General features: G+C 67.1%; 24 protein-coding genes. 9 read left to right on the forward strand and 15 right to left on the reverse strand.

The window, feature by feature from the left end:
- Positions 1-24 precede the first annotated feature (24 nt).
- Both MG068_RS18280 and MG068_RS18285 read right to left on the reverse strand, forming a co-directional pair.
- Entirely contained in the window at positions 25-819 is a 795-nt protein-coding gene (locus MG068_RS18280; protein WP_049399178.1) for a MetQ/NlpA family ABC transporter substrate-binding protein, read from the reverse strand.
- Between the two features lie 26 nt (positions 820-845).
- Positions 846-1,817, reverse strand: a complete 972-nt coding sequence (locus MG068_RS18285; RefSeq protein ID WP_010481302.1) for a helix-turn-helix transcriptional regulator — start codon at positions 1,815-1,817, stop codon at positions 846-848.
- A gap of 81 nt (positions 1,818-1,898) precedes the next feature.
- Between MG068_RS18285 and MG068_RS18290 the strand changes: the two genes are divergently transcribed.
- Together MG068_RS18290 and MG068_RS18295 are read left to right on the forward strand one after the other, a co-directional pair.
- The gene (locus MG068_RS18290; RefSeq protein WP_132810823.1) at positions 1,899-2,501 is read left to right on the forward strand and encodes a LolA-like protein; all 603 of its coding nucleotides are present in this window, start codon (positions 1,899-1,901) and stop codon (positions 2,499-2,501) included.
- 107 nt (positions 2,502-2,608) lie between these two features.
- Complete coding sequence (locus MG068_RS18295; protein WP_010481298.1) at positions 2,609-3,385, forward strand: DUF481 domain-containing protein; 777 nt, start codon at positions 2,609-2,611, stop codon at positions 3,383-3,385.
- Between the two features lie 115 nt (positions 3,386-3,500).
- Here the strand turns inward: MG068_RS18295 and hemC are convergent, their stop codons facing one another.
- The 5 genes from hemC to mdoH all read right to left on the reverse strand — a co-directional run bounded on the left by hemC (position 3,501) and on the right by mdoH (position 9,418).
- Entirely contained in the window at positions 3,501-4,412 is a 912-nt protein-coding gene (gene hemC / locus MG068_RS18300; protein WP_132810824.1) for a hydroxymethylbilane synthase, read from the reverse strand.
- Positions 4,413-4,993: 581 nt separating this feature from the next.
- Positions 4,994-5,725, reverse strand: coding sequence for a LytR/AlgR family response regulator transcription factor (locus MG068_RS18305; RefSeq protein WP_132810825.1), 732 nt, complete (start codon positions 5,723-5,725; stop codon positions 4,994-4,996).
- A 10-nt stretch (positions 5,726-5,735) separates the two neighbouring features.
- Entirely contained in the window at positions 5,736-6,779 is a 1,044-nt protein-coding gene (locus MG068_RS18310; RefSeq protein WP_177179491.1) for a sensor histidine kinase, read from the reverse strand.
- Between the two features lie 3 nt (positions 6,780-6,782).
- Positions 6,783-7,442 carry an alpha/beta hydrolase gene (locus MG068_RS18315; RefSeq protein ID WP_132810826.1) on the reverse strand — a complete coding sequence of 220 codons (660 nt, stop codon included), beginning with the start codon at positions 7,440-7,442 and terminating at the stop codon, positions 6,783-6,785.
- 50 nt (positions 7,443-7,492) lie between these two features.
- Positions 7,493-9,418, reverse strand: coding sequence for a glucans biosynthesis glucosyltransferase MdoH (mdoH, locus tag MG068_RS18320; protein WP_032128590.1), 1,926 nt, complete (start codon positions 9,416-9,418; stop codon positions 7,493-7,495).
- Positions 9,419-9,911: 493 nt separating this feature from the next.
- Here mdoH and MG068_RS18330 point away from each other — a divergent pair, with 493 nt between their 5' ends.
- Positions 9,912-11,957 (forward strand): TonB-dependent receptor domain-containing protein, encoded by a 2,046-nt coding sequence (locus MG068_RS18330; protein WP_049423773.1) that lies wholly within the window; start codon positions 9,912-9,914, stop codon positions 11,955-11,957.
- Positions 11,958-12,017: 60 nt separating this feature from the next.
- Here the strand turns inward: MG068_RS18330 and MG068_RS21115 are convergent, their stop codons facing one another.
- A complete protein-coding gene (locus MG068_RS21115) occupies positions 12,018-12,188 on the reverse strand; it encodes a hypothetical protein (protein ID WP_165929944.1) in 171 nt (56 codons plus the stop codon).
- Positions 12,189-12,405: 217 nt separating this feature from the next.
- Here MG068_RS21115 and MG068_RS18335 point away from each other — a divergent pair, with 217 nt between their 5' ends.
- Positions 12,406-12,792, forward strand: a complete 387-nt coding sequence (locus MG068_RS18335) for a DUF2628 domain-containing protein (protein WP_049423770.1) — start codon at positions 12,406-12,408, stop codon at positions 12,790-12,792.
- A 95-nt stretch (positions 12,793-12,887) separates the two neighbouring features.
- Here the strand turns inward: MG068_RS18335 and MG068_RS21280 are convergent, their stop codons facing one another.
- The 3 genes from MG068_RS21280 to MG068_RS18350 all read right to left on the reverse strand — a co-directional run bounded on the left by MG068_RS21280 (position 12,888) and on the right by MG068_RS18350 (position 17,533).
- A complete protein-coding gene (locus MG068_RS21280; protein WP_032128587.1) occupies positions 12,888-15,419 on the reverse strand; it encodes a methyl-accepting chemotaxis protein in 2,532 nt (843 codons plus the stop codon).
- 210 nt (positions 15,420-15,629) lie between these two features.
- A complete protein-coding gene (locus MG068_RS18345) occupies positions 15,630-16,523 on the reverse strand; it encodes an NAD-dependent epimerase/dehydratase family protein (RefSeq protein ID WP_049423766.1) in 894 nt (297 codons plus the stop codon).
- Positions 16,524-16,621: 98 nt separating this feature from the next.
- Positions 16,622-17,533 (reverse strand): S41 family peptidase, encoded by a 912-nt coding sequence (locus MG068_RS18350; protein ID WP_132810827.1) that lies wholly within the window; start codon positions 17,531-17,533, stop codon positions 16,622-16,624.
- 50 nt (positions 17,534-17,583) lie between these two features.
- On the opposite strand from MG068_RS18350, the gene MG068_RS18355 reads away from it, so the two are divergent.
- Positions 17,584-18,048, forward strand: a complete 465-nt coding sequence (locus tag MG068_RS18355) for a MarR family winged helix-turn-helix transcriptional regulator (protein WP_049423760.1) — start codon at positions 17,584-17,586, stop codon at positions 18,046-18,048.
- A gap of 5 nt (positions 18,049-18,053) precedes the next feature.
- On the opposite strand, the gene MG068_RS18360 is transcribed toward MG068_RS18355, so the two are convergent.
- A complete protein-coding gene (locus MG068_RS18360) occupies positions 18,054-19,538 on the reverse strand; it encodes a DUF4434 domain-containing protein (protein ID WP_132810828.1) in 1,485 nt (494 codons plus the stop codon).
- 207 nt (positions 19,539-19,745) lie between these two features.
- Here MG068_RS18360 and MG068_RS18365 point away from each other — a divergent pair, with 207 nt between their 5' ends.
- From MG068_RS18365 to MG068_RS18375, 3 genes are all read left to right on the forward strand, one after another.
- Entirely contained in the window at positions 19,746-21,002 is a 1,257-nt protein-coding gene (locus MG068_RS18365; protein ID WP_049423757.1) for a M24 family metallopeptidase, read from the forward strand.
- Positions 20,995-21,669, forward strand: a complete 675-nt coding sequence (locus MG068_RS18370) for a CerR family C-terminal domain-containing protein (protein ID WP_049401068.1) — start codon at positions 20,995-20,997, stop codon at positions 21,667-21,669. Before MG068_RS18365 ends, MG068_RS18370 begins: the two co-directional genes overlap by 8 nt.
- A 135-nt stretch (positions 21,670-21,804) precedes the next feature.
- Complete coding sequence (locus MG068_RS18375; RefSeq protein ID WP_032128582.1) at positions 21,805-22,110, forward strand: KGG domain-containing protein; 306 nt, start codon at positions 21,805-21,807, stop codon at positions 22,108-22,110.
- Between the two features lie 10 nt (positions 22,111-22,120).
- On the opposite strand, the gene MG068_RS18380 is transcribed toward MG068_RS18375, so the two are convergent.
- Positions 22,121-23,593 carry an MFS transporter gene (locus tag MG068_RS18380; protein ID WP_132810829.1) on the reverse strand — a complete coding sequence of 491 codons (1,473 nt, stop codon included), beginning with the start codon at positions 23,591-23,593 and terminating at the stop codon, positions 22,121-22,123.
- 127 nt (positions 23,594-23,720) lie between these two features.
- Between MG068_RS18380 and MG068_RS18385 the strand changes: the two genes are divergently transcribed.
- Positions 23,721-24,341, forward strand: a complete 621-nt coding sequence (locus tag MG068_RS18385; RefSeq protein ID WP_132810830.1) for a TetR/AcrR family transcriptional regulator — start codon at positions 23,721-23,723, stop codon at positions 24,339-24,341.
- Between the two features lie 15 nt (positions 24,342-24,356).
- On the opposite strand, the gene MG068_RS18390 is transcribed toward MG068_RS18385, so the two are convergent.
- Positions 24,357-24,707, reverse strand: coding sequence for a VOC family protein (locus MG068_RS18390; protein WP_132810831.1), 351 nt, complete (start codon positions 24,705-24,707; stop codon positions 24,357-24,359).
- A 124-nt stretch (positions 24,708-24,831) separates the two neighbouring features.
- Positions 24,832-25,032 (reverse strand): hypothetical protein, encoded by a 201-nt coding sequence (locus MG068_RS21295; protein ID WP_132811159.1) that lies wholly within the window; start codon positions 25,030-25,032, stop codon positions 24,832-24,834.
- Between the last annotated feature and the right edge of the window lie 135 nt (positions 25,033-25,167).

Consider the following 25,167-nt stretch of genomic DNA (forward strand, 5'->3'; position numbering starts at 1 on the left):
GCACTACCACATGGCCAGCGGCCGTCAGAACGCCGGCAGCACCGCGCCCTTGTACTTGGTCTCGATGAAGGCCTTTACCTGCGGGCTGGTCAGGGCCTTGGCCAGCTTCTGCACGCGGGCGTCGTCCTTGTTGTCCGGGCGCGCGACCAGGAAGTTCACGTACGGCGAGTCCTTGCTCTCGATCGCCAGTGCATCCTTGGTCGGGTTGAGGCCCGCGTCCAGTGCGTAGTTGGTGTTGATCAGGGCCAGGTCGACCTGGTCCAGCACGCGCGGCAGCATCGCCGAGTCCAGCTCGCGGAACTTCAGGTTCTTCGGATTGGCGCTGATGTCACGCTGGGTCGACAGCGCGTTGGTCGGATCCTTCAGTTCGATCACACCGGCCTTGTGCAGCAGGATCAGCGCGCGGCTGTTGTTGCTCGGGTCGTTCGGGATCACCACGTCGGCACCTTCGCGCAGCTCGGCCAGCGACTTGATCTTGCGCGAATACGCACCGAACGGCTCGATGTGCACGCCGATCACCTTCACCAGATCGGTCTTGCGATCGCGGTTGTAGGCATCCAGATACGGCTCGGTCTGGAAGTAGTTGGCGTCCACCTGCTTCTGCACCAGCTGGTCGTTGGGCTGCACGTAGTCGTTGAACACGCGCACGTCCAGGTCCACGCCTTCCTGCTTGAGGATGGGCTTGACCACTTCAAGGATCTCGGCATGCGGCACGGCCGTGGCGGCCACCACCAGCTTCTGCGAGGGCTCGCCGGACTTGCCGCAGGCGGTCAGGGCCAGCGCAGCGGCGAGCAGGGGCAGCAACAGGGTCTTCTTCATGGGCGGAAGGGTTCTCGGGGGGAGTGTCAGGAGTTGTCGTAGTTGCTCAGGGCGAGCTCAAGCAGCGCCTTGGCCTGCTCGCGCAGCATCACCGGTTCGACGATCTCGGCATCCGAGCCGTAGTGCAGCACGTCCATCAGCAGCTCGCGCGAGACGCTGTACGGCACCTTCAGTTCATAGCGGCCATCGGCCAGGAAGCGGCCCTGCTGCTTGGAATGCCAGTGCTCGTCGGCCACCCAGCGCGCGGCCTTGGCGCTGAACAGGATGGTCGCCCAGCCCTTCGGCGCACCGGAGAAGATGCCGTAGCTGGCCCCGAGCTGCTCGTCCAGCTCGCTGTCGGCCACGTCGCGGGCGGTGCTGTCGATCACCCGCGCCTTGTGGATGCGGTCCACGGCAAAGCTGCGCAGCGCCTCGCGGTCATGGTCCCAGGCATCCAGGTACCAGTTGTCACGATAGTGGGTCAGGCGCTGCGGCGAAACGGTGCGCTTGGTCGGCTCGTCGGTGGAACGGGCGCGGTACTCGAACGCCAGCTGGCGGCGCTCCAGCACCGCCGAAGCCACGCTGCGGAAGCTGCCTTCATCGAACTTGCGGCCACGGTGCGGAATCACCCGCACCCGGTCCACCGGCCAGCTGGAAACGCCAGCCTGGGCCGCCAGCAGGCTCTCGATGCGCTGCTGCAGCGGTGCCAGCACCGAGGACAGCACGCCGCCTCCGGTCCGCGCCAGCAGGTGCTGCGAGGCCAGCAGGGCATGCAGCTCCTCCGAGCTCAGCCACAGGCCGGGCAGCTCGAAGCGGTCGCTCTCGTCGGCCTGGTAACGGAAGCCGGCTTCGCCGTCGCCCTCGATCGGTGCCATCAGCGCATCGCGCAGGAAGGCCAGATCGCGGTAGACGGTGGCACGGGAGCAACCGAGCTTGTCCTGCAGGGTCGCCACCGTCACCGGATAGCGTGCGGACTTGAGCAGACGATGCAGGGCGGTGATGCGTTCGTATCGGTCCATACCCCCGATTATGTCCGAGTCGCGGGTCTTGTGTGGGACGTTTGGGCTATCGTGGTCGCCCCCACCCCTCTGGAACACCTGATGCGCCGGTTGCCTGCCCTGTCCCTGCTGGCCTGCCTGCTGCTGGCCGCCTGTTATCGCGCGCCCGCCCCGGCCAGCACCGAAGCGCCCGTGCCTGCGGCGGATCCGGCGCAGGCGGTGCTGGGCGCCAGCCAGCGCTTCTCGGCCCTGCGCAGCTTCCACGCCGAACTGGAGGTGCTGGGCGCGCCGCAGCCGGTGCGCAGCGCCATGGACTTCGTCGCCCCCGACCGCTTCCGGGTGCAGACCCCGGCCGGTCCGCAGACGATCATCGGCGACACCATGTTCCTGCAGGCCGACGACGCGATCCGGCAGGTGCCGACCCCGCCGGGCCTGCTCGAGCAATGGCGCAACCCGCTGCCGGCCGATGCCCTGCCCGCCGATCTGCAGGCCGAAGACCTGGGCAGCCAGTCGCTGGACGGGGTCGAGACGCGTCACTACCGCCTGCGCGGTGCGCAGCCCGGCGAACGCCTGGAGTACTGGGTGGACGCGCAGGGCCTGCCGCGGCAGATCGTACGCAGCGGCAGCAGCAATGGCCGCAGCTTCCAGCTGCGCCTGCGCTATTCGCGCTTCAACGACCCGGCATTGCGCGTCGATCTGCCCTGAATAGGCGATCGCGGCAACGTCTGCTGAAGAAACCGTTTGGATCGATTCGGACCGCCATCACGCTTCCAGTATCATCACCGGCTGTCAACCGCTTCGGAGAAGCCCCGATGTCCCTGCGCGTGTCCCTGCTGATCCCCCTGCTGCTGTGCGCACCGCTCGCGTATGCGCAGGATGCCTCCGAACTGGCGGCGATGTCCTCGCCGTGGAGCGGCAGTGGCGGCGAGCTCGGTTTCGCTTCGGCACGCGGCAACAGCAGCACCGAGAGCTTCAACGGCCGCCTGCGCCTGCGCTACACCGATGGTGACTGGGTGCACAGCATGGATCTGGCTGGCCTGCGTTCCAGCTCCAAGGTGATCGAGACCCGCGACGACGGCTCCACCAGCCGCCGCAACAACACCACCGCCAACCGTTACACCGGCAGTGCCGGCAGCGCGCTGCAGCTGGGCGAGCACCGCCAGCTGACGGCCACGGTGCGTACCGAGCGCGATGACTTCGCCACCTACGACCGCCAGAGCTCGTTCGGTCTGGGTTACGGCACCCGCCTGTGGAACACCGAGCGCTTCTCGTTCGACGCGCAGATCGGCCCCGGTGTGCGCCGCACCCACAGCACCGAGGACGACCGCACCCGCACCGGCATGATCGGCCGCGGCCTGTTCGACATGAAGTACTCGCTGACCGACAACACCGACCTGGTCAACACCCTGCTGGTCGAATCCGGTTCGTACAACACCTTCGGCCAGAACGACTTCGGCGTGTCGGTGAGCATGAACGAGCACCTGGCGCTGAAGGCCGGCTGGCAGGCGCGTTACAACAGTGACGTGGCCGAGGACAAGCGCAAGACCGATACGCTGACCACGATGAACGTGGTCTACAAGTTCAAGTAAGAAACGGGCGCCAAGGGCGCCCGTTCTTCTTCCGGTGGTGCCGGCCGCTGGGCGGCAACTGCATTCAACTGGGGCACGAGGTTGCCGGCCAGCGGCCGGCACTACCCGCGGTGGCTCAGACGTTCAGCAGTTCGCCGGCGCCATCGTCCAGCAGCAGCTTCGCCACGCGCTGGCCCAGGCCTTCCGGGTCATTGGCTGGGCCCACGGCTTCGGCGCGCACCGTACGGCCGTCGCTGGCGCTGCCAACCAGCCCCTGCAGGTGCAGGTCATCGCCCTGCCACTGCGCGATGGCGGCCACCGGCACGTGGCAGCTACCATGCAACGCACGGTTCATCGCCCGCTCGGCTTCCACGCAGGCACGCGTGGCCGCGTCATCAAGCGGGGCGAACAACGCCATCAGACGCGCATTGCCACCATCGCACTCCACCGCCACCGCGCCCTGCGCCGGGGCCGGCAGCCACTGCGGCGGTTGCAGGCGCGCGACGATGCGCTCGCCCAGACCCAGACGCTCCAGGCCGGCCACGGCCAGCACGATGGCGTCGTAGCCACCGTTGTCGAGTTTGGCCAGCCGGGTGTTGACGTTACCGCGCAGGTCGAGCAGTTCCAGGTCCGGTCGCAGCGCGCGCAGCTGTGCCTGGCGACGCAGCGACGAGGTCCCGACCCGCGCACCGATCGGCAGCGCGTCCAGCGAGGCGTACAGGTTGGAGACGAAGCCATCGGCGGGATCGTGGCGGGTCAGCATTGCCGGCAACGCGAACGGCGGGTCCAGTTCCATCGGCACATCCTTCAGCGAGTGCACCGCGCAGTCGGCCTCACCGCGCAGCATGGCCAGCTCCAGCTCCTTCAGGAACAGGCCCTTGCCACCGATGGCGGCCAGCGAACGGTCGAGCACTTCGTCGCCGCGGGTGCTCATCGGCACCAGTTCCACATGCAAGCCGGGATGGGCCTGGCGCAGGCGGTCGGCGACGTGTTCGCTCTGCCAGAGGGCGAGCGGGCTCTTGCGGGTGGCGATGCGGACGGTTTCCATCCGGTCATTATCGCGCCTTCGGCGCGGATACGGCCAACGGCGGAGCCCCTCGTGGCTGGTGGAGGGGTCATGAAAGCAACAGCCGCGCGTGGCCGGGCGGGGTGGGCCACGCAGGGGACGCTGCAAGTACGTCCATGTAAGCTCGGTCGCCGCATCCATGCGGCTCACGCCCCTGCGCAGCCCACCCCGCCCGACCTCTGAAAGTTTCCGTGCGCGCCAGCCACGGAAGATCAAAAAAAGGAAAAAGCAGAAGCAAAGGCAACAGCCGATTGCTTCCAGGGTCAGATCCCTTTTCCGCAGGAAAAGGGATCTGACCCTTCTTCCCCCACCCGATAACAACAATGCCTTTGCCGTCCGTCACCGGGAAATTCGCGAGGGTGAGGCGGGAAGGGCGGGCGGGACCGTTGGCGTCATGGATGGCGCCATCGAGCCCCCATGGATGGGTTTACGGCGTGTCCCGCCCTTCCCGCCTCACCCAACACGCAACAACACAGAGCCGACAATCTGCTGTTGCTGTTGCTGTTGCTGTTGCTTCAGACGTTGCTCGTAAGCAGTCGCGGCCGCAGGCCGCGCGGGACCACTCACAGATGCCGCAGTTCCTGCTTCAGCGTCGCCACGCAGCGGCGGCTGACTTCCAGCGGCTGCTTGCCATGCCGCAGCACCGCCTGCACTTGACCACCGGAGCCTCGACGCAGCTCCACCAGCTCGTGGCGCGCCACCAGGCAGTTGCGATGGATGCGGATGAAGCGGCTGGCGAACTCTTCCTCCAGCGACTTCAGCGACTCCTCGATCAGGTCCTCGCCGCGCGCATGGTGCACCACCACGTACTTCTCTTCCGCCTGCAGGTAGTGGATGTCGTCCAGCGGGATCAGCCGCAGGCTGCCGCGCAGGCGCGCGCACAGCATGCTGCGCGCCTGTTGCCCGCGGTGGTCCTGTGGCTGACCATCGCGGCCGGCCAGGAACGTGCGCGCGCGCGCGATGGCCGCGGCCAGACGCTCGGCACGTACCGGCTTCATCAGGTAATCAATCGCGGCCGCCTCGAACGCCGACAGCGCATGCGCATCGTAAGCGGTGCAGAACACCACCGCCGGCCGCGGCTCGAAGCTGGCCAGGTGGCGGGCGGCTTCCAGGCCATCCAGCCCGGGCATGGCGATATCCAGCAGGACCAGGTCCGGCTGCAGCTCCGCGCACGCGTGCAGGGCCTGCTCGCCGTTGCCGGCCTCGGCCACCACATCCACGCCGTCCTGCGCGGCCAACAGGCTGCGCAGGCGTTCACGCGCCAGCGGTTCGTCATCGGCGATGACTACCCTCACGATCGCTCCCTCACTGGATCGGCACTGTCACCTGGCAGGCATAGTAGCCCTCGCTCCAGCCAGCCGTCATCCGCGCGGCGCTGCCGAAGCGCCAGGCCAGCCGATGGCCGATGCTGTGCTGGGCATGACCGGCACCGCGCGCCAGGGCCAGCCCGGGGGCCTGCGGGTCGGGCGCCGGATTGCGCACGCAGATCTGCAGTTCATTGCCCTCGCGCATCAGCTGCAGCTCGATGGTGCCACCCTCGGGCAGCCGCGAGATGCCATGCAGCACGGCGTTCTCCACCAGTGGCTGCAGTACCAGGCGAGGCAGGGGAAGATCCCAGGGCAGCGGTTCGTCGCGCTGCCAGCGCACCTGCAGGCGCTCGCCCAGGCGCAGTGATTCGATCGACAGGTAGCGCTCGGCCAGCTCGCATTCGTCACGCAGGGTGGAATCACCCTCGCCCGCCCCCAGCGCGGCACGGAACAGATCGGACAGGTCCAGCACCGCACGCTCGGCCACGACCGGGTCGCGATGCAGCAGGCTGGCGATCAGGTTCATGCTGTTGAACAGGAAATGCGGGCGGATCCGCGCCTGCAGGGCATCGGCCTGTGCGCGTGCGTTGGCCTGTACCTGCGCGGCCCAGCGATCACTCACATAGAAGTAGCGCAGGGCCAAGGCAGTGATCAGCGCCGTCGTCGCCGCGCTGCCCAGCGTGAAGCGCCAGAAGCTGATGCCGCGGGCGAAGCTGTCGCCAAGCACCGCGTACAGGGCATGCACGATGCCCGCGCAGACCACCGCGATCAGCGTCGCCAGTGCGATGGCCGAGACCGCCCCCAGAACCTGTGGCAACCTCGACAACGCGTTCCGCAGCAGGCACAGGCTGGCCGTTACAGCCAGCGCCAGCCACAACGCGAAACCACTGGCCGACAGCAGTTCGCCAACAGTCCAGTGGCGGCTGCCATCCGGAGCCAGGGCCAGCACCACCACCACCAGTTCGGCCAGGCCGAGCATCGCCGCCAGCCGCGGCAGGCGGCACAGTTCCGGCATCCAGGGCGGGGCGCTGGCCGGCGGCATGGGTCAGGCAGCGCCCAGGCGTTCCTGCAACCAGTCACCCAGCGCCTGGATCTCTTCGGCGCAGACCTGGTGGGCCATCGGGTAACTGTGCCATTCCACCTCCAGGCCCAGCGCCTGCAGTGCCTGCGCACTGTGTGCGGCCACCGCCTGCGGAATCACCGGATCGCTGCTGCCATGGGCCATGAACACCGGCACCTGCACGGCGCCTTCAGCGCGCTTTGCGCCGTCGGCTTCGGGCAGGTAGGTGGACAGCGCGATCAGGCCGGCCAGCGGCGCAGTGCGTGACAGCGCGGCGGTCAGGATGATCGCGCCCCCCTGCGAGAAACCGGCCAGGAAGATCTTCTCCGGCGCGATGCCACGCTCGATCTCGCGCGCGATCAGCGCATCCAGCTGCACCACCGATTCCTGCACGCCCACCATGTCGGCGCGCGAACGGAAATCCATGCCGACGATGTCGTACCAGCCGCGCATCGGCACGCCGTTGTTGATCGTGATCGGCCGCACCGGTGCATGCGGGAACACGAAGCGCAGCGCCGGCCAATGCGGACGCACCAGCTCCGGCACGACCGGCGCGAAGTCGTGGCCATCGGCGCCGAGGCCGTGCAGCCAGATCACCGACCACTGCGGCGAGGCGCCGGTCTCCTGTTCCACCGTTTGCAGCATGATGCGGCTCCTTCAAGTTCGAGCCGCATTATGCCGCTGCCGCGGGACGATCAGTACAGCGGCGGTTGTTCGGCCGCTTCCCGGCGCAGCTGCGCGGCACGTACCAGCACCGGCGGCGGGATGTTCTCCTCGGGGATATCAAGCAGGCCAAGACGGTGCAGGAAGGCGCCGGGGCCACGCGAAGACGTCAGTGCCACCACCGGTACCGCCAGCACCATGCCGATCACCACCGGCGCCATCCACGCGGCCAGCGATGGCGACACCGCCCAGGCCAGCATGCCCATGAAGGCGCCGAACACCCCCAGCCCACCGTAGCCACGGATCAGCGCCAGCCACGAAATGCCACCATCGTCACGCTGCTGCGCGTCCCACCCCGAATCGCGGCCGGACAGCACTTCGGCCACGCCGCGCGACTGCACGTACATCACCACCGGCGCCATCAGCGCGGCCAATACGGTTTCCACCAGCATCGAGACGAACGCGCGCAGGGCACCGCCACACCCGCGGCGGTCGACCGGGTCCAGCAGCATCGCCAGGTAACCCAGCACCTTGGGCAGCAGCAGCACCGCCATGGTCGCCGCGAACAGGCGCACCACCTGTTCCTCGTCCTGGGCCCGCCAGTACACGCTGGGCGACAGGTGCAGCAGGGCGTTGAAATCGATGCCTTCCTGGAACAGCGGGATGGCGATGCCGATCAGCATCAGCATCGCCCACATCGGCGCGGTGAAGTAATGACCGATGCCGATCAGCATGTGCATGCGGCTGATCCAGTGCAGGCCACGGCTGCCGACCACCTTGCCGTGCTGCAGGTTGCCCTGGCACCAGCGGCGGTCGCGCACCAGCAGGTCGGTCAGGGTCGGCGGACCTTCTTCATAGCTGCCGCCCAGGTACGGCACCATGTGCGCGGCCCAGCCGCCACGACGCATCAGCGCCGCTTCGACGAAGTCATGGCTGAGCACGTGACCACCGAACGGCTTGCGCCCCGGCAGCGCCGGCAGCCCGGCTTGATCGGCGAAGGCGCGGGTGCGGATGATGGCGTTGTGGCCCCAGTAATTGCTCTCGGCACCGTGCCACCAGGCCACGCCACGGGCGATCACCGGCCCGTACACACGGCCGCCGAACTGCTGCATGCGCGCGAACAGGGTGCGCCCGCCGATCACCGACGGCAGGGTCTGGATCAGGCCGACGTCGGCGTTGTGCTCCATGCCGGCCACCAGACGCACGATGCTGTCGCCGGTCATCAGGCTGTCGGCGTCGAGGATCAGCATCTGCGGGTAGGCGCCGCCGAAGCGGCGGACCCAGTCGGCGATGTTGCCGGCCTTGCGCCCGCTGTTGTCGCCACGGCGGCGGTAGAACAGCCGCGCCTGGCCATCGGGCACGCGCTCGCGCAGTTCGGCGAACACCTGCTCCTCGGCCCGCGCGATGTCTTCGCGCCGGGTATCACTGAGCACGAAGAAGTCGAACCGGTCGAGCTGGCCGGTGGCGGCCACCGACTCGTAGATCGCCTGCAGGCCGGCCAGCAGCCGGCGCGGATCTTCGTTGTAGGTCGGCATCAGCAGCGCGGTGCGGCTGTGCACCGTCGGCAGTGGCTTGTCCGGGTCGATGCCGAGGCGATACCCCCGGTCGAACACGGCAGTCAGGAAGCCGGCCACGGCGCTGGCGAAAGACAGCGCGATCCAGGCGAACAGGCCGACAAACAGCACCAGCAGGCAGGCCTCGAGCACGCTGATGCCATTGGCCGACAGCACCCGCCACATCATCCGGGTAGCGATGGCGGTCATCGCCAGCGTGCCGCCGAAGATATAGAACCGGCGCAGGCCGATCAGCCGCGGCGAGGTGCGGTGGCGGCGAACCTTCAGCTGGCCTTCGCGCAGGGTCTGCTCGGGCATCTGCAACGGCGATTCGGCCGGCAGCAGCGTCCAGCCGGCATCAAGCCGGGACGTATCTGCTTCCGCATGGATGGTCTGCACCTCCATTGCCGCCTACTCCGCGCAGTCGGCACGGCCGGCCATCCCGGCCGGGCTGCATGCACCAAGGTTCCCGGCGCGCTTTCCCGGCGCCCGCACTTGTCCTGGCTGCGTCGGCGTCACGCCACGCAGTCGCTGTCTGTCACTACCGGAACCCACACGATCTCCAACGGGGCGGAATCGAAAATGCGGCTCAGTCTAGGGCGCCGGATGTAAGCCGAGTGCGAAGGTCTACGCCGGGATTTATCCCCATTCAGCAAACAGCAGGCGAGTGCCGGGGCAGGGGAACGGATGTCACTTGGTCGCCCCAGGTACTGGATCGTAACAAACGCGAACGGTTATCATTTCATTAACCAGGCAGGTCACCGTCTTCCGCACGGCCGAGACCCACCCAGCTGCGCCGGTTCCAACCCAGCGCCCAACGACCCATGGAAGGGGGCTGCCTGCTGTCTGCGTGCGCCTGCTGCTTCCACCGGGTCCCCCTCCTCCGATGGAAGCCGTCATGTCCCTGTCGTTCCGTACCCCTTCCGCGCGCCTGCCGCGCACCCGCCTGGCCTGCGCTCTGGCCACCGCCTGCCTGCTGGCCCTGCCCGGCCTGGCCGCCGCAGAGGCCAGCGCCGATGCCTCCACCAAGGATCTGGATACCGTGGTGGTCACCGCCTCGGGCAACCAGCAATGGATCAAGGATGCACCGGCCAGCATCAGCGTGATCAGCCGCGAGGACATCGAGCGCCAGCCGGTGCACGACCTGGCCACCCTGCTCAGCCGCGTGCCGGGCGTGACCGGTGGCCTCAGCGCGGTCGGCGAGCAGTCCAAGATCAAGCTGCGTGGCATGCCGTCCAATTACACGCTGGTGCTGGTGGACGGCAAGCGCATGGGCAGCTCGGCCTCGACCAACTACCGTCCCGACCTCGGCCGCCAGGATCTGAACTGGATCTCGCCCGACCAGATCGAACGGATCGAGGTGGTGCGCGGACCAATGTCGTCGCTGTACGGCTCCGACGCCATGGGCGGCGTGATCAACATCATCACCAAGCGCATCGGTGATGACTGGAACGGCAGCGCCACCCACAGCTATACCCGCCCGGGTGATGGCAAGCGCGGTGATACCCAGCAGATCGGTGCGACGTTCTCCGGCCCGCTCGGCGAGCGCTTCGGCCTGCGCATCGGTGCCAACAGCATGCGCCGCGACTCGGACCGCTCCAACGGTGGTGTCTATGGCAATGCCTACGCCGGCGAGAAGGACCGCAATGTCGACGCGCTGCTGCAGTGGAAGCTCAGCGATGCGCAGGAACTGTCGCTGGAAGCCGGCCACGGCGTGCAGCAGGCCTTCATCGACGCATCGCTGGAAAAGCAGGACGAAGGCGCCTGGGGTGCCAGCGAACTCAAGCGCAGCTCGCTGGCGCTCAACCACGATGGCAAGTGGAGCTTCGGCAACTCGAAGCTCAGCGCCTACTGGACCGAGTACAAGAACGACATCGGCGCCACCGGCCGCTCCGAGGCGACCGATACGATCATCGAAGGCAGCCTGACCACGCCGTTCACCCTGGGCGTTGAACACCAGTTCGCCGTCGGTGGCCAGTGGAAGCGCCAGGAACTGACCAATACCGATACCATCGGCCGCGCGCCGATCGACTATGCCGGCAATGCCGTCAGCGGCTCCAACCTGGAAGTGGATACCTGGGCACTGTTCGTTGAGGACGAACTGAAGCTGCACCGCACGCTGGCGCTGACCCTGGGCGCACGCCTGGATCATCATGAGAAGTTCGGCAGCCACGTCAGCCCGCGTGCGTACCTGGTCTGGCACCCGGCCGAACAGTGGACGATACGTGGTGGCGTCTCCAAGGGCTTCCGCGCGCCCAGCCTGACCGAGAATTCGGCCACCGCGGCCACCCAGTCCGGCGGCCGCGGCTGCACCTCGCTGATTCCGCTGGGCTATACCCGTGGCGGCTGCTACATGGCCGGCAACCCGGACCTGGACCCGGAAACCAGCACCAACCGCGAGATCGGCATCAGCTTCGACAATGACCTGTTCGATGCCGGCCTGACCTACTTCCATACCGACTTCAAGAACAAGATCGAGTACGCGCCCCTGGGCAAGTTCAACGGCATCTGGTGGACGCGCATGAGCAACGTGCAGCGCGCGCGCACCAGTGGCATGGAAGGCAACTTCAATGTCCGCTTCGGCGAGCAGTGGCGCTGGCGCACCTCGGCCACCTGGATGAAGGAAGCCAAGAACCTGACCACCGGCAGGAATCTGATCGATACGCCGGAGTTTTCCGGCTATTCGTCGCTGGACTGGACGCCCAACACGGTGTTTTCCAGCAGCCTGTCGGCGCAGTACACCGGCAAGCAGACCGGTACCGCCACGACCTTCCTCAAGGCCTACACCCTGTATGACCTGACCGCAGCCTGGAACGTCAACGAGGTACTGACCCTGCGCGGCGGCGTCAGCAACCTGGCCGACAAGAAGCTGTATGCGGAAGGCTCCACCGACTACTTCGTGGCCGGGCGCAGCTACTTCATGAGCATGACCGCGCGGTTCTGACCGGCGGCGCGCGCCGCGATCGCGCTGGCAGCACGCCAGCGCGATCGGCGGTGTTGCGGATTACTCGCTTTCCAGCGCGGCCGCGGCCGCGTTCTGCGTAGCGGCCGTGCGTGCACGGTCCATCGCTACCGCCAGTTGCTGGCGTGCGAGCAGTTGTTGTGCCTGCACCACTTCAGGTGTCGGCAAGAGCACCGGTCCCGGTGCGTTTTCCGGTATAGCAGGTGTAGTCATGCAACCTCCATGGACATCCCGCCGCCGCCCGGGTTCAGCTGGGGCGGCAGCGGAACTGCGCACCCTATCCTAAAAACAAGGCGGATGGGTGACGGTGCGGCGCCCCGCCGCAGGCCTGCACATGCCGGGCGCGTCACATTTTTGACGGTTGAGGGTAGTTTCCTGAACCGTAGGCCTCGTATCATGTAACCGTTTTCCTACAAGGACGTAATCGTCAATGAACACCGTCGACCTCTCCCGCTTCAGCCCGAAGTGGCAGTTCCGCTTCAATTTCTTCCAGCAGCACGGCGCTCCGAAGGAGCCGCGCTTCAAGGAAGCCTGGAAGGCGCTGTCCTTCGGCGACCGCCTCAAGATCAACATCAACTTCTTCGCCTTCTTCTTCGGCTTCATCTACCTGTTCATTCTGGGCATGTGGCGCAAGGCGCTGGTGGTGATCGGCATCGGCCTCGTGCTGGGCATCGTGTCCCTGTTCCTGCCGGACATCATCGCGCGCCCGCTGTTCATCGCCATGAACTTCCTGGTTGCCGCCAGCACCAACTACAGCTACTACCTGGAGCAGGTGAAGGGCAAAGCCAGCTGGAATCCCTTCGAAGGCATGTTCTGACGCGATGCTGCCGCCGCACTCCGGCCTGGCATAGCATCAAGCAGAAATGAAGACGCCCGGCCTTGGCCGGGCGTCTTCATGTGCGCGCAACAGGATCAGGCCGCGCGGCGGACCGTAGCCACCGGCTCGGCCTGCAGGCGGAAGCGCGAGACCGCCACCGCCAGCTGCTCGGCCTGTTCTTCCATTGCGCGCGCAGCGGCACTGGCTTCTTCCACCAGCGCGGCGTTCTGCTGGGTGGTCTCGTCCATCTGCACCACGGTCTGGTTGACCTGCTCGATGCCCGCCGACTGCTCGCGCGAGGCTGCCGAGATCTCGGCCATGATCTCGTTCACTCGGCCGACCTGGCCGACGATTTCCTGCATGGTGCGGCCCGCGCCGTGCACCAGCTGCGCACCGGCACCGACCTGCGCCACCGAGGCGTCGATCAGCTCCTTGATCTCCTTGGCCGCGCCTGCCGAGCGCTGGGCCAGCGCACGCACTTCGCTGGCGACCACGGCGAATCCGCGGCCCTGTTCGCCGGCACGCGCCGCTTCCACCGCCGCGTTCAACGCCAGGATGTTGGTCTGGAACGCGATGCCATCGATTACCGAAATGATCTCGGCAATGCGCTGCGAGGAGGCCTCGATCTGTTCCATGGTCTGCACCACCTGGCTGACCACCTGCCCGCCTTCGCTGGCCACGCCCGCCGCGGAGCCGGCCAGGGTGTTGGCCTGCAGCGCGTGGTCGGCATTCTGGCGCACCGTGGAGGTCAGCTCTTCCATCGAGGCCGCGGTCTCTTCCAGGTTCGCCGCCTGCTGCTCGGTGCGGCGCGACAGGTCACTGTTGCCGGCGGCAATCTCACCCGCCGCCAGGCGGATGCTGGCCGCCGACTGCTGGATCTGGCCAACGATCTGGGTCAGCTGCTGCACGGTGCTGTTGGCATCGTCGCGCATCACCGCGAACACGCCGTGGAAGTCGCCCTGCATGCGCGCGCTGAGGTCGCCTGCGGCAATCGCGCGCAGCAGCGTCGACAGCTCGGCCAGGTTGTGGTCGCTGACCTGCATCATGGTGTTGAGGGTTTCCACCATGCGGCGGAAGTCGTGGTCGAAGCGCAGCGTGTCGCCGCGCACCGCGAAATCGCCGGCCGCTGCGGCGGCGGCCAGCTGCTGGATCTGATCGTTGATCGCCGCCAGGTTGCTCTTGGTGGTGGCCATTGCAGCGGTGAACACTGCCTTCTCGCCCGGCAGCGCTTCCATGTCCACGCTCAGGTCACCCACCGCATAGCGCTGCATCACGTCGACCAGGCGCTGGGTGACGGCGTTGCTGGAGGCCACCAGCTGGTTGCTGTCAGCCACCATCCGGCCGTACTCACCCGGGAACGCCGAGGCGTCCATGCGGTAGCTGATTTCACCGGCGTCATGGCGACGCGCCATTTCCGCCTGCGCCGCCATCACCGACTGCAGCTGCCCCCGCATGCCCTGCATCGCGTCCAGCAGGCGGCCCACTTCGTCGTTGCTGCGTGCCGGCAGGGTGCTGTCCAGCTTGCCCGCGGCGACGTCGCCGGCCACGCGCACGGCTTCGGCCAGTGGGCGGATCGCCAACCGGCGCAGCAGCACATAGACACCGGCACTCAGCGTCAGCGCGGCCACCACACCAACCAGCAGGGTCAGCCACAGCAGCTGGCGCGCCTCGGCCACGATCACCGCGTGCGGCATCACCACACCCAGTGCAAAGCGCTGCGGCGCATCGCCCACACGCAGCGGCACGTATACGCGCACGTTGCCGGCGGCATCCGGAGTGAAGGCTTCGAACCGGCGGTCGGCGGCGATGTCTGCCAGCATGCTGCGGGTCAATGCGTCGCCACGCGGCTTGCCGATTTCGGCGGCATTGGCCGAGGCCAGCACCACGCCATTTGGCGAGAGCAGTTCGACGCGCCCGGCGCCCATCGGCTTCAGCGTGGCCAGGTGCTTCTGCAGCGCCGCCAGCGAGAAGTCCACAGTGAATACACCGAGGAACCGGCCGTTTTCGATGATCGGCGTGCTCAGCGTGCTCATCAGCACCTGCTGGCCACCGATGTCGTAGGCGTAGGGCTCGCTTACCTTCGCCAGCTTGTCGCGGCTGGGCACCATGTACCAGTCACCGGAGCCACTGGCCGTCTCGGTGTAGTCGGTCATCGTCGACTGCTGCGGCTTGCCATCGTGCCAGGCCCAGTAGCTCATGTAACGACCGGTGGCATCGTGCGCTTCAGTGTTGACGAACTCGGCATCCTTGCCATCGAAGGCGTCGGCCTCCCACATGGTGCTCTTGCCCAGCCACTCGGGGTGGGTGCGCAGCTGCTCGCCCAGCACGGCAGCCAGGCTGGCACGGTCCGGAACATCGCCGCGCGCGCGCTGGGCGAGCACGGCCTCGACCATGGCGTCGTTGCTGGCAAAGGCGGTGCCCAGATCGGCCGCGACCTGGCGGGCTTCGGCGGTGGCTTCGCTGGCCATGGTCTGGCGCGAGGCGTCGATCAGGCTGGCGCTGGCCTGGCGGTAGATCAGGAACGCAGTCAGGCCGAAGCACAGCAGCGCGATCGCAGCGGTGCCCAGCATCAGCTTGTGGGCGATGCTGCCCGGGCGGCGGGCAGCGGCGGAACGGGGAGAAGGCATGGAAGGATCCGCAAGGCAGTTCAGGACGACCGGCACCGCGAGGGCACCGCGCAGGTGCGCGATCCGTCGCGCAGGCCACCGGCCGCCGGGACACGCCCGGCGCTGGAAGCGCACCGGGTTAGCGGCCGCCTGCGAACGAGGTTGAGGCGGTTCATCTGCACATTCATGAACCTGCTCAGGGTCGGGTCAGGAACCCGCCCCGCTGCCGCCCTATTCGGCCACGCGGTCCTTGATCCATTCGGCCCGCGGCAGCACCTCGATGCTGCCAACCGCGTACTGCTGCAGCACGTCGTCCGGGCCGAAGCGCGGCTGCCAGCCCAATGTGCGGCGCATCAGTGCACTGTCGTAGACGCGGTCAATGCTCAGCGGCAGCGGCCAGCCACGGCGCTCGAACTCGGCCAGCAACTGCGGGGCGCGGCGGGCCAGCACCCTGCGGGGCTGGGTCGCCAGTTCCAGGCAATCCTCACGCAGGAACGGCGTCGGTGCGCAGGCAATGTAGCGTGCGAAGGCAGCGCCCTCATCGTGCAGCAGCGCGGCATGTGCGCTGGCCACGTCGCGCGCGTCGATGCCGCGGTGCAGGCGGAACATCGCCATCCGCTCCGGTGGCTCGGGGAAACAGCGGGCCATGCGCAGCACGCGCACGCTGAAGCCCGGCGCCGCAGCGGCTTCAGCCAATGCCTCGGCCTGCAGCTTGCTGCGATGGTAGATGGTGCGTGGCAGCGGCTCGGTATCTTCATCGATCCAGCGGCAACCGCCCGCCACCACCGCATGGCCATACAGCGCCGTGGTGCTGGTCAGCACGAAGCGGCGTGCACCGGCCTCGCGGGCAGCCTGCAACAGGTGTGCAGTCGCCTCCACATTGATCTGCTGGAATACCGCATCCGGCACCAGGCCGACATGGGGTGCGTGCAGGGCGGCGGTATGGATCACCGCGTCGACGCCCTGCACTGCCCGCATCACGGCCTGACGATCGGTGACATCGGCAATGATGCGGGTGGTGGCGAATGGGCTGCGATCCAGCCCCACCACTTCGTGGGCCGCCGCCAGCGCGCCGAAGATCGCACGCCCGATCCGCCCGGAACTGCCGGTCAACAGAATCTTCATTGAGTCCATTCACTCGAAGCGCCCGGGAACTACCGGGATGCATCGATTCTAGGCACGCTGCATGTCGTCTGCGATAGGGCGTGGTTGCAATTGTGCGTTCATTCTGGCGATACCGATTGGGCCAGCAGCTGGCGGGCGACAAACAGCGGATCGTCACCGCCTGCTGCGTCAGGTGTGACGCCGGTGCGTTCCCAGTTGGTTCCGGTGCGGAGGTTGATCGGCTGCCGGTCGGGAACGCTGATCTGATAGCCATCCGGCAGCAGCACAGGATCATCGAACATATGTGCCGCGCCGCCACTTCGACTACCAACGACACGTGCCCGCCCCTGCGCCTGCAGCGAGTACGCGACGAATTCGGCGGCCGACCCGGTGCGGCGGTCGATCAGCACCACCAGCGGCTTCAGGTACAGCCCCAGGCTCGCCGGTGGCAACGGTACCGGACTGCGCTGGCCACGGCGTTGCAGTGACTGCACCTGGGTGATCTCCGCCGCCAGCAGGGTCCGCACCAGCAGGTCCGCACTGCCGTCATCGCCACCACCGTTCTGGCGCAGGTCCAGCACCAGGCCATCGGTGTCGGCCAGCAGGGTGAAGGCCGCGGCCAGCTTCGGCCGGGCCAGATCGAGCGGATAGAAGGTGCTCAGGCGCAGGTAACCGATGTTGCCTTCCAGCACCCGCACCTCGCGCACGCCCGCACCATTGCTGCGCGCATCCGCGCGCCAAGCCATCAGCCAGTCGTCCTGGCCGGCGCGGGCATCCACCCGCTCGACATGGAAGTGGCCATCGAACACGTCCAGATCCTGGTTCAAGCGTGCGCTGAACGCCTTGGGGTCCGCGCAGCTGTCCACATAGCGCTGCTGGGTGGACCAGCCGCGCACGGCCTCGGCAATGCGCGCGCCTTCGGCCACGTCCAGGTACTGCGCCTGTATCGCCGTGGCCGCCGCCTGCAGCACCGCGTCCTGGGCCGGGCAGGACGCCGCCAGCAGCGCGCCCAGCATCCACGAAACCGCCATGACCGCACCCCATGTTGATGATATGTAAGTGCTTATATATCATCGCCAACATGGATCTCCAACATGCCACCCTGGGAACACTGCTGCGGGCCCTGCTCGACCAGCTCGACCCGGCGGTCGAGCAGGCCTACCGCGACCTGAAACTGGACTACCGGCCGCGCTACACCCCGGTGCTGCGCACGCTGATGGCGCAGGGACCCTGCCGCATCAAGGATCTCGCACTGGCCTGCGGGCTCAGCCATTCGGCGCTCAGCCAGACGGTTTCAGCAATGGTGCGCGACGGCTGGCTGCACGCTGCGGTCGGTGAAGACAGCCGCGAGCGCATCCTGCAGTTGAGCCCGCGCGCGCTGCAGGCGTTGCCGGCGCTGCAGGCGCAGTGGCAGGCCACGGCACGCGCGGCGCGCAGCCTCGATGCCGATCTTGGACAGTCATTGGAGCAGGTGCTGCGCGAGGCACTGCAGGCGCTTGAACAGCGGCCGTTCGCGCAGCGACTGCGTGGCACGCCCCAACGCTGAGGCGCTTACTGCTCGGCCGCCATCTCGATTTCACTGAGGAACGTCCAGCTGCCATTGGCCAACCGCAGCTCCAGCGTGCGGCACTGCGCGGCAAGCGGCGCGGCGTTGCCCAGCACGTATTCCTCTTCGGTCGAACCGCTCAGTCCGGCCTGGGGGAATGGCGCCGACAGCACACCGATCTTCACCGCAGCGGCGCCCGGCTCGGCACACATCACCTCCACAGCTGTCGGCGTGACGATGCCCCACGCCGGGCGGGTCATCGTATGCAGGCCGATCCAGTCCACCCGCCGGCGCTGGCCCAGGTCGATGGTGATGCTGGCGTTGCCATGCACGCCTACCCAGCCTGCATCCATCGGGTTGCGCGGATCCCCCACGCGGCGATCGAACAGCTCGTGGCCACTGCTGTCCGGATATTTCGCATCCGGTGCCACGCTGTAGCTGTACGTGGTCTGCACCGGATCGACGAGGTAGGACGCGCCGAGCCCATACAGCCCGCGATAGGTGTTCATCAACCGCGGAGATTCGGCATAGCCCTGGCCGGGGCCGACCACCTCGGACATGTGGTACTGGTTGAGCCAGGCAACGCGCTTGCCGGCCGAACGCGCGCTCCACAACTGCTGGTTGATGCGCTGCACCGACGCGGAGCGATAGGCACCGGACAATCCGTTGCCGGTTTCCAGGAACAAGGGACTGCCATGGTTGAACAGTTCGATGTCGGCCCACAGGCCGCTGGCCCCCAGCGCCGCCGACAGCGCCTCGTAATACGCCTCGGTGGAATGACCCGGGCGATCCCACTGGAACAGGCGTGCATGCGAGGCGGCGCCGATGCCGTCCTGCCAGATCTGCACATCCACGCCGGTGGCCGTACGGAACTGTGCAGCAGCCCGGCCCACGCTGGCCGGATCCACGCTGGATGACGCCAGGTAGGGGGCCACCATCACCGGCCGCGCGGGCGTACTGCCTTTGAGCGCCGTCACGATCGCACGGTAGAACGGCGCGCGATCAGCCGGCACCTGTGCTGGCTCGTCGGTGATGTACCAGCCAGCGAACGCCGGATGCGATCCGTACTGTTGGCCCAGCTGGGCCAGCGACTGCGCCGCATCCTGTGCCACGGCCGTTGCGTTCTGCCCCTGCCAGAAGGTGGCGCACTGCCCCGAGCTGTAGGTGGTGCCGACCACGACCTTCATGCCGCGCACGGCCGCCGCATCGAGCACGGTGCCGAGCTTGCCGGGAAAGCCGGCAATCCATTCGAAATCCTGCACGCCGCTGGCGCAGCCGACGCCGGCACGGGTGGCACGCACCTGACCGAGGATGATCGTGTCGTTGCCCAGGTCCTGCAACTCATCCAGGAACAGCGGCAACTGCGCGGCCGGAAGTTGTTCGTCGCTGCCCGAATAGCCGACGTGGACAAAGCTGCCGGACAACAGGGGGCTGGCCGCATGGACGGGGGCGGTACAGGCCAGCACTGCGATCAAGCCAATCCTGTTCATGTTCTACGTCCCTGTCGTGGCCAGGCGAGTGGCGTTGTTGCGCATCCTATCAACAGCAACGGTGGCCCCATCACGATCATCGACAACGCTGCGCAATCGCCGACTTCAGCTGCCCCCGCAGCAGCGCACGTGCAATGCCGATTCAAGCGGTTGATTCATTCATCTGCGTGATCGAGCCTGCGCGCTCCTTCCCCTGGAATACTCCTCATGCGCACGCCGCCCGCACCGCTCAGCCTGATGGAACGCGACCGCCGCTGGGCCCTGGCCCGCGACCTCATGGCCAGTGAACGCCTCGATGCCCTGGTTGTGCATGGCGACCGGGAAGCCGCCGCACCGGCCGGGTTCTCGCCGGACTGCTACTTCACCAATGACCGGCCCGGCTCGATCGTGGTGTTCGTCGGCGACCAGCCGCCACGGGTGTTCACCTTTGCCTCGCTGATGATTGCCGACCACCTGCAGGCCTGCCTGCGCGGCGACCTGCAGTGGATCGCACCCGAACAGTTGTGGGTTGGCAAATCCGGTCTGGAGGTTGGCCGCTGGCTGCAGCAATGTGGCCTGCACACGGCACGTATCGGCGTGCTGGGGCTGGAGCCCTATCCACCGTTCTACTTCGACGGCGCGATGCCCGCGCGCACCCTGCAGGGCATGCAGGCGGCGGTGCCGAACGCGGAATTCGTACCGGTATATCGTGCGTTCTTCCAGCGCGCCTCGGTAAAGAGCCAGGAGGAACTGGCGCTGATTGCGCATGCCGCCTGGATCGGTGAATCCATGAGCGAGGCGCTGCGTGCCACTGCTCGCCCCGGTGTTTCGGAAGCCGAACTGGTTGCCGCAGTGACAGCCGCCTGTTTCTCGCTGGGGGGCTATACCGCCGAGGTGTTGCTCGGCTCGGGTCCCGAGTATGTGGGCTGGGGACCACCCGCCTGGCAGTATCGTGCGCAGCCGCCGCGCATTCTGCGCGATGGTGACCTGGTGCTGTCGGAGATCTTCGCACTGTACGGGCTGATGGAAACCCAGCATCAGGCCGCGGTTGCCATTGGCGAGGTGCACGACGACATCCATCGCGCCGCTGCCGTCGCCCGCAGCAGCTACGAAGCAGGCCTGTCCGCACTGCGCGTGGGCAATACCTTCGGCGATGTCGTCGACGCGATGGAAGCGCCCCTGCTGGAGGCGGGCGGCTGGCACGTGCATCCGTTGGTCCACAGCCTCAACCCCTATGGACCGATTGGCTTCGGCCGTGCACCGGGCATCGAAGCGCTGCCGGAGGCCGCGCGCTATGCGCACATCGCGCCGCTGCCGACTGTCGGGCGCGAACTGCCCCTGCAGGCCGGCATGTGCTTCGCCTTCGAACCGAACTGTGCATTCGGCCGGCACATGGCCAACATCGGCGGTACGGTCATCGTCGGCGCGGACGCGGGTACCGCGCTCAATGAAAACTCGACACGGCTGATGCAGGCCGATGCCTGAGTTCATCGCCCATCTGCAGACACCGGCACGGCGGCGCGCGGCCGAGACGCGCAGCGGGCAGACCCGAGCCCGACTGCTGCACGCGGGGCTGCAGCTGTTCAGCGCGTTCGGCGTGGAGGGTGTGCGTACCCGCCAGCTGGTGGACATGGCCGGCTGCAGCCAGTCAGCCATTCCCTATCACTTCGGTGGCAAGCAGGAACTGTATGCCGCCGTACTGCAGCGCTGCGCTCAAGCCATTGCCGAGCGATTGCCGCTGCCGGCAACGCCACCCAACGGCGCGCGGCAGGCCGCGCAGCAGCTGCAGCAGTTGATGCGGGCATTCGTCCATGCCTTGCTTTCGGCGCCGGATGCAGGTCCACGCACGCTGCTGTTGGCGCGCGAACAGATCCAACCGACGGCGGCGTTCGCCAGTGCCCACCGTACGCTGTTCGAACCCCTGCACTCCACGTTGGCCGCGTGCGTAGCGTGCCTGCGCGGCAGCGAACCATCCAGCGCCGAGACGGTGCTGCGTACCCACGCCCTGCTCGGCCAAGCGATCGTCTTCGCCGTCTCCCACGGAGCTCTGCAGGCGCGACTGAACCAGGGAGCTCCCTTGGCAGACGTAGAGACGATCGGGTCGGTGGTCAGTGGCATGGCACTGGCGGCAGCGAAGGCAGCGCCCGCCTGAATGGCTGCCTGATCAGCCCCGTGCGCAGGGCGCGTGAAAACCGGGGCGAAGATGGCGACCTGGACTTAGCGTGCGATGGCCAAGCATGGATGCCGTCGTCTACGAAGGCGACGCCCACACCGCAGGAGATTTCACATGACTGAGCAGAACCCGCGCAGCTCCAACCGGGGTTTCGCATCAATGGACCAGGAAAAGCAGCGCGCGATCGCTGCCAAGGGCGGGCGCGCCGCACATGCCTCCGGCAACGCGCATGAATTCAGTCCGGCCGAGGCACGTGTCGCAGGCCGCAAAGGCGGCGAGGCGATCAGCCGCAACCGCCAGCACATGGCCGAGATCGGTCGTGAAGGTGGACACGCTCGCCACGCCAATGCGCGCCAGCAGCAACAACAGCCTCAGGAGATCGAACGCACGGCAGCGGGTCCGCAACGCCAGCAGGGCTGAATGCAGCGCGTCAGGCCGGTGCGCGCTGCCGATACAGCCCGAGCGCCGCAAGCAGGGCCAGCGCACCGGCCACAGCCATCGCCCATCCGAAACCACTGGCCATCGCACTGCGATACCACGTCAGCATCTGTGGCGTGGCGTGCATCGAGCCCGGTTGCAGAATCAGTTCGCGCGCCTGTGCCGCCAGCTCCCGCTGCCCGGCCGCCTGCGCGGACGCGGCGAACTGCTGCACGGCGCGCTGGCCCATCAGGCTGCCCAGCAGCGCGATGCCCAGGCTCATGCCTGCCTGACGTAACGCGTTCATCGTGGCTGAGGCAATACCCGCGCGCTCGACCGGCGCGCTGGCCATGACCGCCATGCCGGTCGCCGGCACTGCCAGCCCCATTCCAATGCCAAGCAGCACCAGCACAGCACTGGAATAGGCGTGCGAAGTAGCCGGTTCGAACGTGGCCATCGCGCACAGCGCCGCCCCGGCCAGGGAATAGCCCAGCACCAGCGCGGCGTGCAGCCCGAGGTGGGCGACCAGACGCCCGAACAACAGCGAGACGGCACCCATCAACAGGAACTGCGGGGCCAACTGGGAGCCTGCCAGCGCAGCGTTATGCCCCTGTGCCTGCTGGAAGAACAGCGACAGGAAGAACAGGCTGGCATAGGCAGTGAAGCCCAGCACGAACGAGGCCAGGTTGAACATGCCGAAGCGGCGGTCGGCAAACAGGTCCAGCGGCAGCAATGGGCGTGCCACCCGGCGTTCGACGATGCCGAACAGGATCAACCCGGCAGCTGCCACGCCCAGCGCCAGCAGCGTCACCGGGGCCAGCAGGCCATGCGCGCCGATCGCGATCAGGCCATAGCTCAGCGTACCCAGCGCGACGACGCTGAGCAGCTGCCCGGCAGGGTCCAGCGCAGCGTGCTGCGGATGCCGCCGCTCCGGAATTCCCCAGGCGCCCAGCGCCAGCGCGAGCAGGCCCAACGGCAGGTTGATCAGGAAGATGCTGGGCCATCCGACGCGCTGTACCAGCACGCCGCCCAGCAGCGGGCCAAGCACCAGGGCCAGCGCACTGAACGCCGACCAGCCACCGATCGCACGTGCACGTTGGCGCGGATCCGGGAATGCATGGCTGAGAATCGGCATCGCGCTGGGAATCAGCAACGCGCCAGCGATGCCCTGCACTGCGCGTCCAGCTACCAGGGTCGCAAGATTGCCGGCACAGGCGCACAGCAGCGACCCCAGCGTGAAGGTGGCGACGCTGAGCAGCCACATCCGCCGATGACCGTAACGGTCCCCAAGCGGCCCCGCCGACAGCATCAACGCCGACAGCGCGATTGCATACGCATTGATCACCCACTGCAGGCCGGCCATGTCGGTATTCAACGCCTGCTGCAGGGTCGGCAGGGCGACGTTGACGATGCTGATGTCCAGCGAGGCGAGGAATGTGCCGAGGTAGGCCGCCAGCACCAGGGCCGGCCGCTGGAAACGTCGCATGTACGGCTCCCGGGGGAAGGATGTGTGCGCATCCTAGCCACTGACTGACCGTCGGTCAATGACTGACGGTCAGTCGGTGCGACAGGCCAGCTAGAATGGCTCCCGTCGCACCCGGACCTTGCCCACCATGCAGACCCCAGCTGTCGCCAGGCCACGCACCAAACCTGCGGAAACCCGCCAGGAAGAACTGATGGACGCCGCGCAGGCGCTGTTCCTGTCAAAGGGAGTGGATGCCACCACCATCAGCGACATCGTCGCCGCAGCCGACGTTGCCAAGGGCACCTTCTATACCTATTTCGCCTCGCGCACCGAGATTCTGCAGGCGCTGGCGCAGCGCTATACCCGGCGTTTCATGGAAGACGTCGACCGCGCCGTGCAGCATTACCCGGCCAGCGATGGCATAGCGCGCCTGCGCGCCTGGATCCGCGCCAACATCGAACTTTATGTGCGCACCCATGCACTGCACGACGTGGTGTACGCCAACCATCACCACCACCAGCGTGGCAACGCCGAACGCAGTGCGATCCAGCAGCAACTGCTGGGCATCCTCGAAGCAGGCAATGCCGCAGCTCTGTGGCAGCTTCCAGCGCCCAAAGTCACCGCCTCGTTGATCTATGCCGGCGTGCACGGCGCCACCGACGACCTGATCGCCACACCCGCACAGGATGCCGATGCCTTCATCGCCGCCGTGGTGGATGATTGCCTGCGCATGGTCGGCGTGCCACCAACCGGTGCCAAACGTCGCTGACGGGCTTTCTGCTGCTCAGATGTGGGCGAGGATGTTCAACAACCGCCCGAACGGGTCACGGACGAAGAAGCGGCGCACACCCCAGGGCTCATCGGCGGGGCCATATTCCAGCGGGATGCCGGCCGCGCGCATGCGTTCCAGTACCTGTTGCAGATTGTCCACTTCTATCGACAGGTCCGGCACCGTGGTGCCGGATCCCCCTTCAGCGGCAAAGCTGACCTGCGCCAGCGCGCTGCCCTCGCCGCCATGGGTGACGATCCAGCCGTGGTCCATCACCACCGGCATGCCCAGCAGCTCGCCATAGAACGCTGCGGCACGCGCAGGGTCAGGCGTGGCGATGTTGGCGACGACACGTTTGACGGCCATGTGCGGCGGCTCCGATGCGATTCCCCATCCTCGCTGCTGCGTGCATGGCCTGCAAGCGGGCGGCGCTGAAACAGAAGAGCCCCGTCAGGGACGGGGCTCGTCATCAATCCTGCATTGCCACTGCTTACTCAGCGCCGCAGCGATCCATGATGCAACGATCGTATTCGTACTGGCATTCCATCGCATCAACGCCACCGGACAGACACGCCTGGTAAGCCTTCCAACAGGGAAGATCGCATGGCGGAATCGGCCCAGCCACAGCAACCGAACCGCTGCAGGCCAAGGCGAACACCGCACCCGCGATCATTTTCCTGAAAGTACGCATCGACATCACTCCTTGATAAGCCTGGTGAGCCCAGGCCGGGCCACGGCAGCGAGGCCTTCGGGAGATGGAGTGAACGCCCGTGTCACGGAACATTAACCTATTCATTAAATTTCTTTCACACCACTGGGGGTGATC

The sequence above is a fragment of the Stenotrophomonas sp. ASS1 genome (assembly GCF_004346925.1).
GTDB classification, from domain to species: Bacteria; Pseudomonadota; Gammaproteobacteria; order Xanthomonadales; family Xanthomonadaceae; genus Stenotrophomonas; species Stenotrophomonas maltophilia_A.

Coding starts and splice junctions, on each gene's coding strand:
- MG068_RS18360 (WP_132810828.1), bottom strand. CDS start 19,538: ATGAACAGGATTGGCTTGATCGCAGTGCTGGCCTGTACCGCCCCCGTC.
- MG068_RS18355 (WP_049423760.1), top strand. CDS start 17,584: ATGGATCTCCAACATGCCACCCTGGGAACACTGCTGCGGGCCCTGCTC.
- MG068_RS18365 (WP_049423757.1), top strand. CDS start 19,746: ATGCGCACGCCGCCCGCACCGCTCAGCCTGATGGAACGCGACCGCCGC.
- MG068_RS18315 (WP_132810826.1), bottom strand. CDS start 7,442: ATGCTGCAAACGGTGGAACAGGAGACCGGCGCCTCGCCGCAGTGGTCG.
- MG068_RS18385 (WP_132810830.1), top strand. CDS start 23,721: ATGCAGACCCCAGCTGTCGCCAGGCCACGCACCAAACCTGCGGAAACC.
- MG068_RS18295 (WP_010481298.1), top strand. CDS start 2,609: ATGTCCCTGCGCGTGTCCCTGCTGATCCCCCTGCTGCTGTGCGCACCG.
- MG068_RS18350 (WP_132810827.1), bottom strand. CDS start 17,533: ATGGCGGTTTCGTGGATGCTGGGCGCGCTGCTGGCGGCGTCCTGCCCG.
- mdoH (WP_032128590.1), bottom strand. CDS start 9,418: ATGGAGGTGCAGACCATCCATGCGGAAGCAGATACGTCCCGGCTTGAT.
- MG068_RS21295 (WP_132811159.1), bottom strand. CDS start 25,032: ATGCGTACTTTCAGGAAAATGATCGCGGGTGCGGTGTTCGCCTTGGCC.
- MG068_RS18285 (WP_010481302.1), bottom strand. CDS start 1,817: ATGGACCGATACGAACGCATCACCGCCCTGCATCGTCTGCTCAAGTCC.
- MG068_RS21280 (WP_032128587.1), bottom strand. CDS start 15,419: ATGCCTTCTCCCCGTTCCGCCGCTGCCCGCCGCCCGGGCAGCATCGCC.
- MG068_RS18280 (WP_049399178.1), bottom strand. CDS start 819: ATGAAGAAGACCCTGTTGCTGCCCCTGCTCGCCGCTGCGCTGGCCCTG.
- MG068_RS18390 (WP_132810831.1), bottom strand. CDS start 24,707: ATGGCCGTCAAACGTGTCGTCGCCAACATCGCCACGCCTGACCCTGCG.
- MG068_RS18335 (WP_049423770.1), top strand. CDS start 12,406: ATGAACACCGTCGACCTCTCCCGCTTCAGCCCGAAGTGGCAGTTCCGC.
- MG068_RS18330 (WP_049423773.1), top strand. CDS start 9,912: ATGTCCCTGTCGTTCCGTACCCCTTCCGCGCGCCTGCCGCGCACCCGC.
- MG068_RS18370 (WP_049401068.1), top strand. CDS start 20,995: ATGCCTGAGTTCATCGCCCATCTGCAGACACCGGCACGGCGGCGCGCG.
- MG068_RS21115 (WP_165929944.1), bottom strand. CDS start 12,188: ATGACTACACCTGCTATACCGGAAAACGCACCGGGACCGGTGCTCTTG.
- hemC (WP_132810824.1), bottom strand. CDS start 4,412: ATGGAAACCGTCCGCATCGCCACCCGCAAGAGCCCGCTCGCCCTCTGG.
- MG068_RS18290 (WP_132810823.1), top strand. CDS start 1,899: ATGCGCCGGTTGCCTGCCCTGTCCCTGCTGGCCTGCCTGCTGCTGGCC.
- MG068_RS18310 (WP_177179491.1), bottom strand. CDS start 6,779: ATGCCGCCGGCCAGCGCCCCGCCCTGGATGCCGGAACTGTGCCGCCTG.
- MG068_RS18380 (WP_132810829.1), bottom strand. CDS start 23,593: ATGCGACGTTTCCAGCGGCCGGCCCTGGTGCTGGCGGCCTACCTCGGC.
- MG068_RS18375 (WP_032128582.1), top strand. CDS start 21,805: ATGACTGAGCAGAACCCGCGCAGCTCCAACCGGGGTTTCGCATCAATG.
- MG068_RS18345 (WP_049423766.1), bottom strand. CDS start 16,523: ATGAAGATTCTGTTGACCGGCAGTTCCGGGCGGATCGGGCGTGCGATC.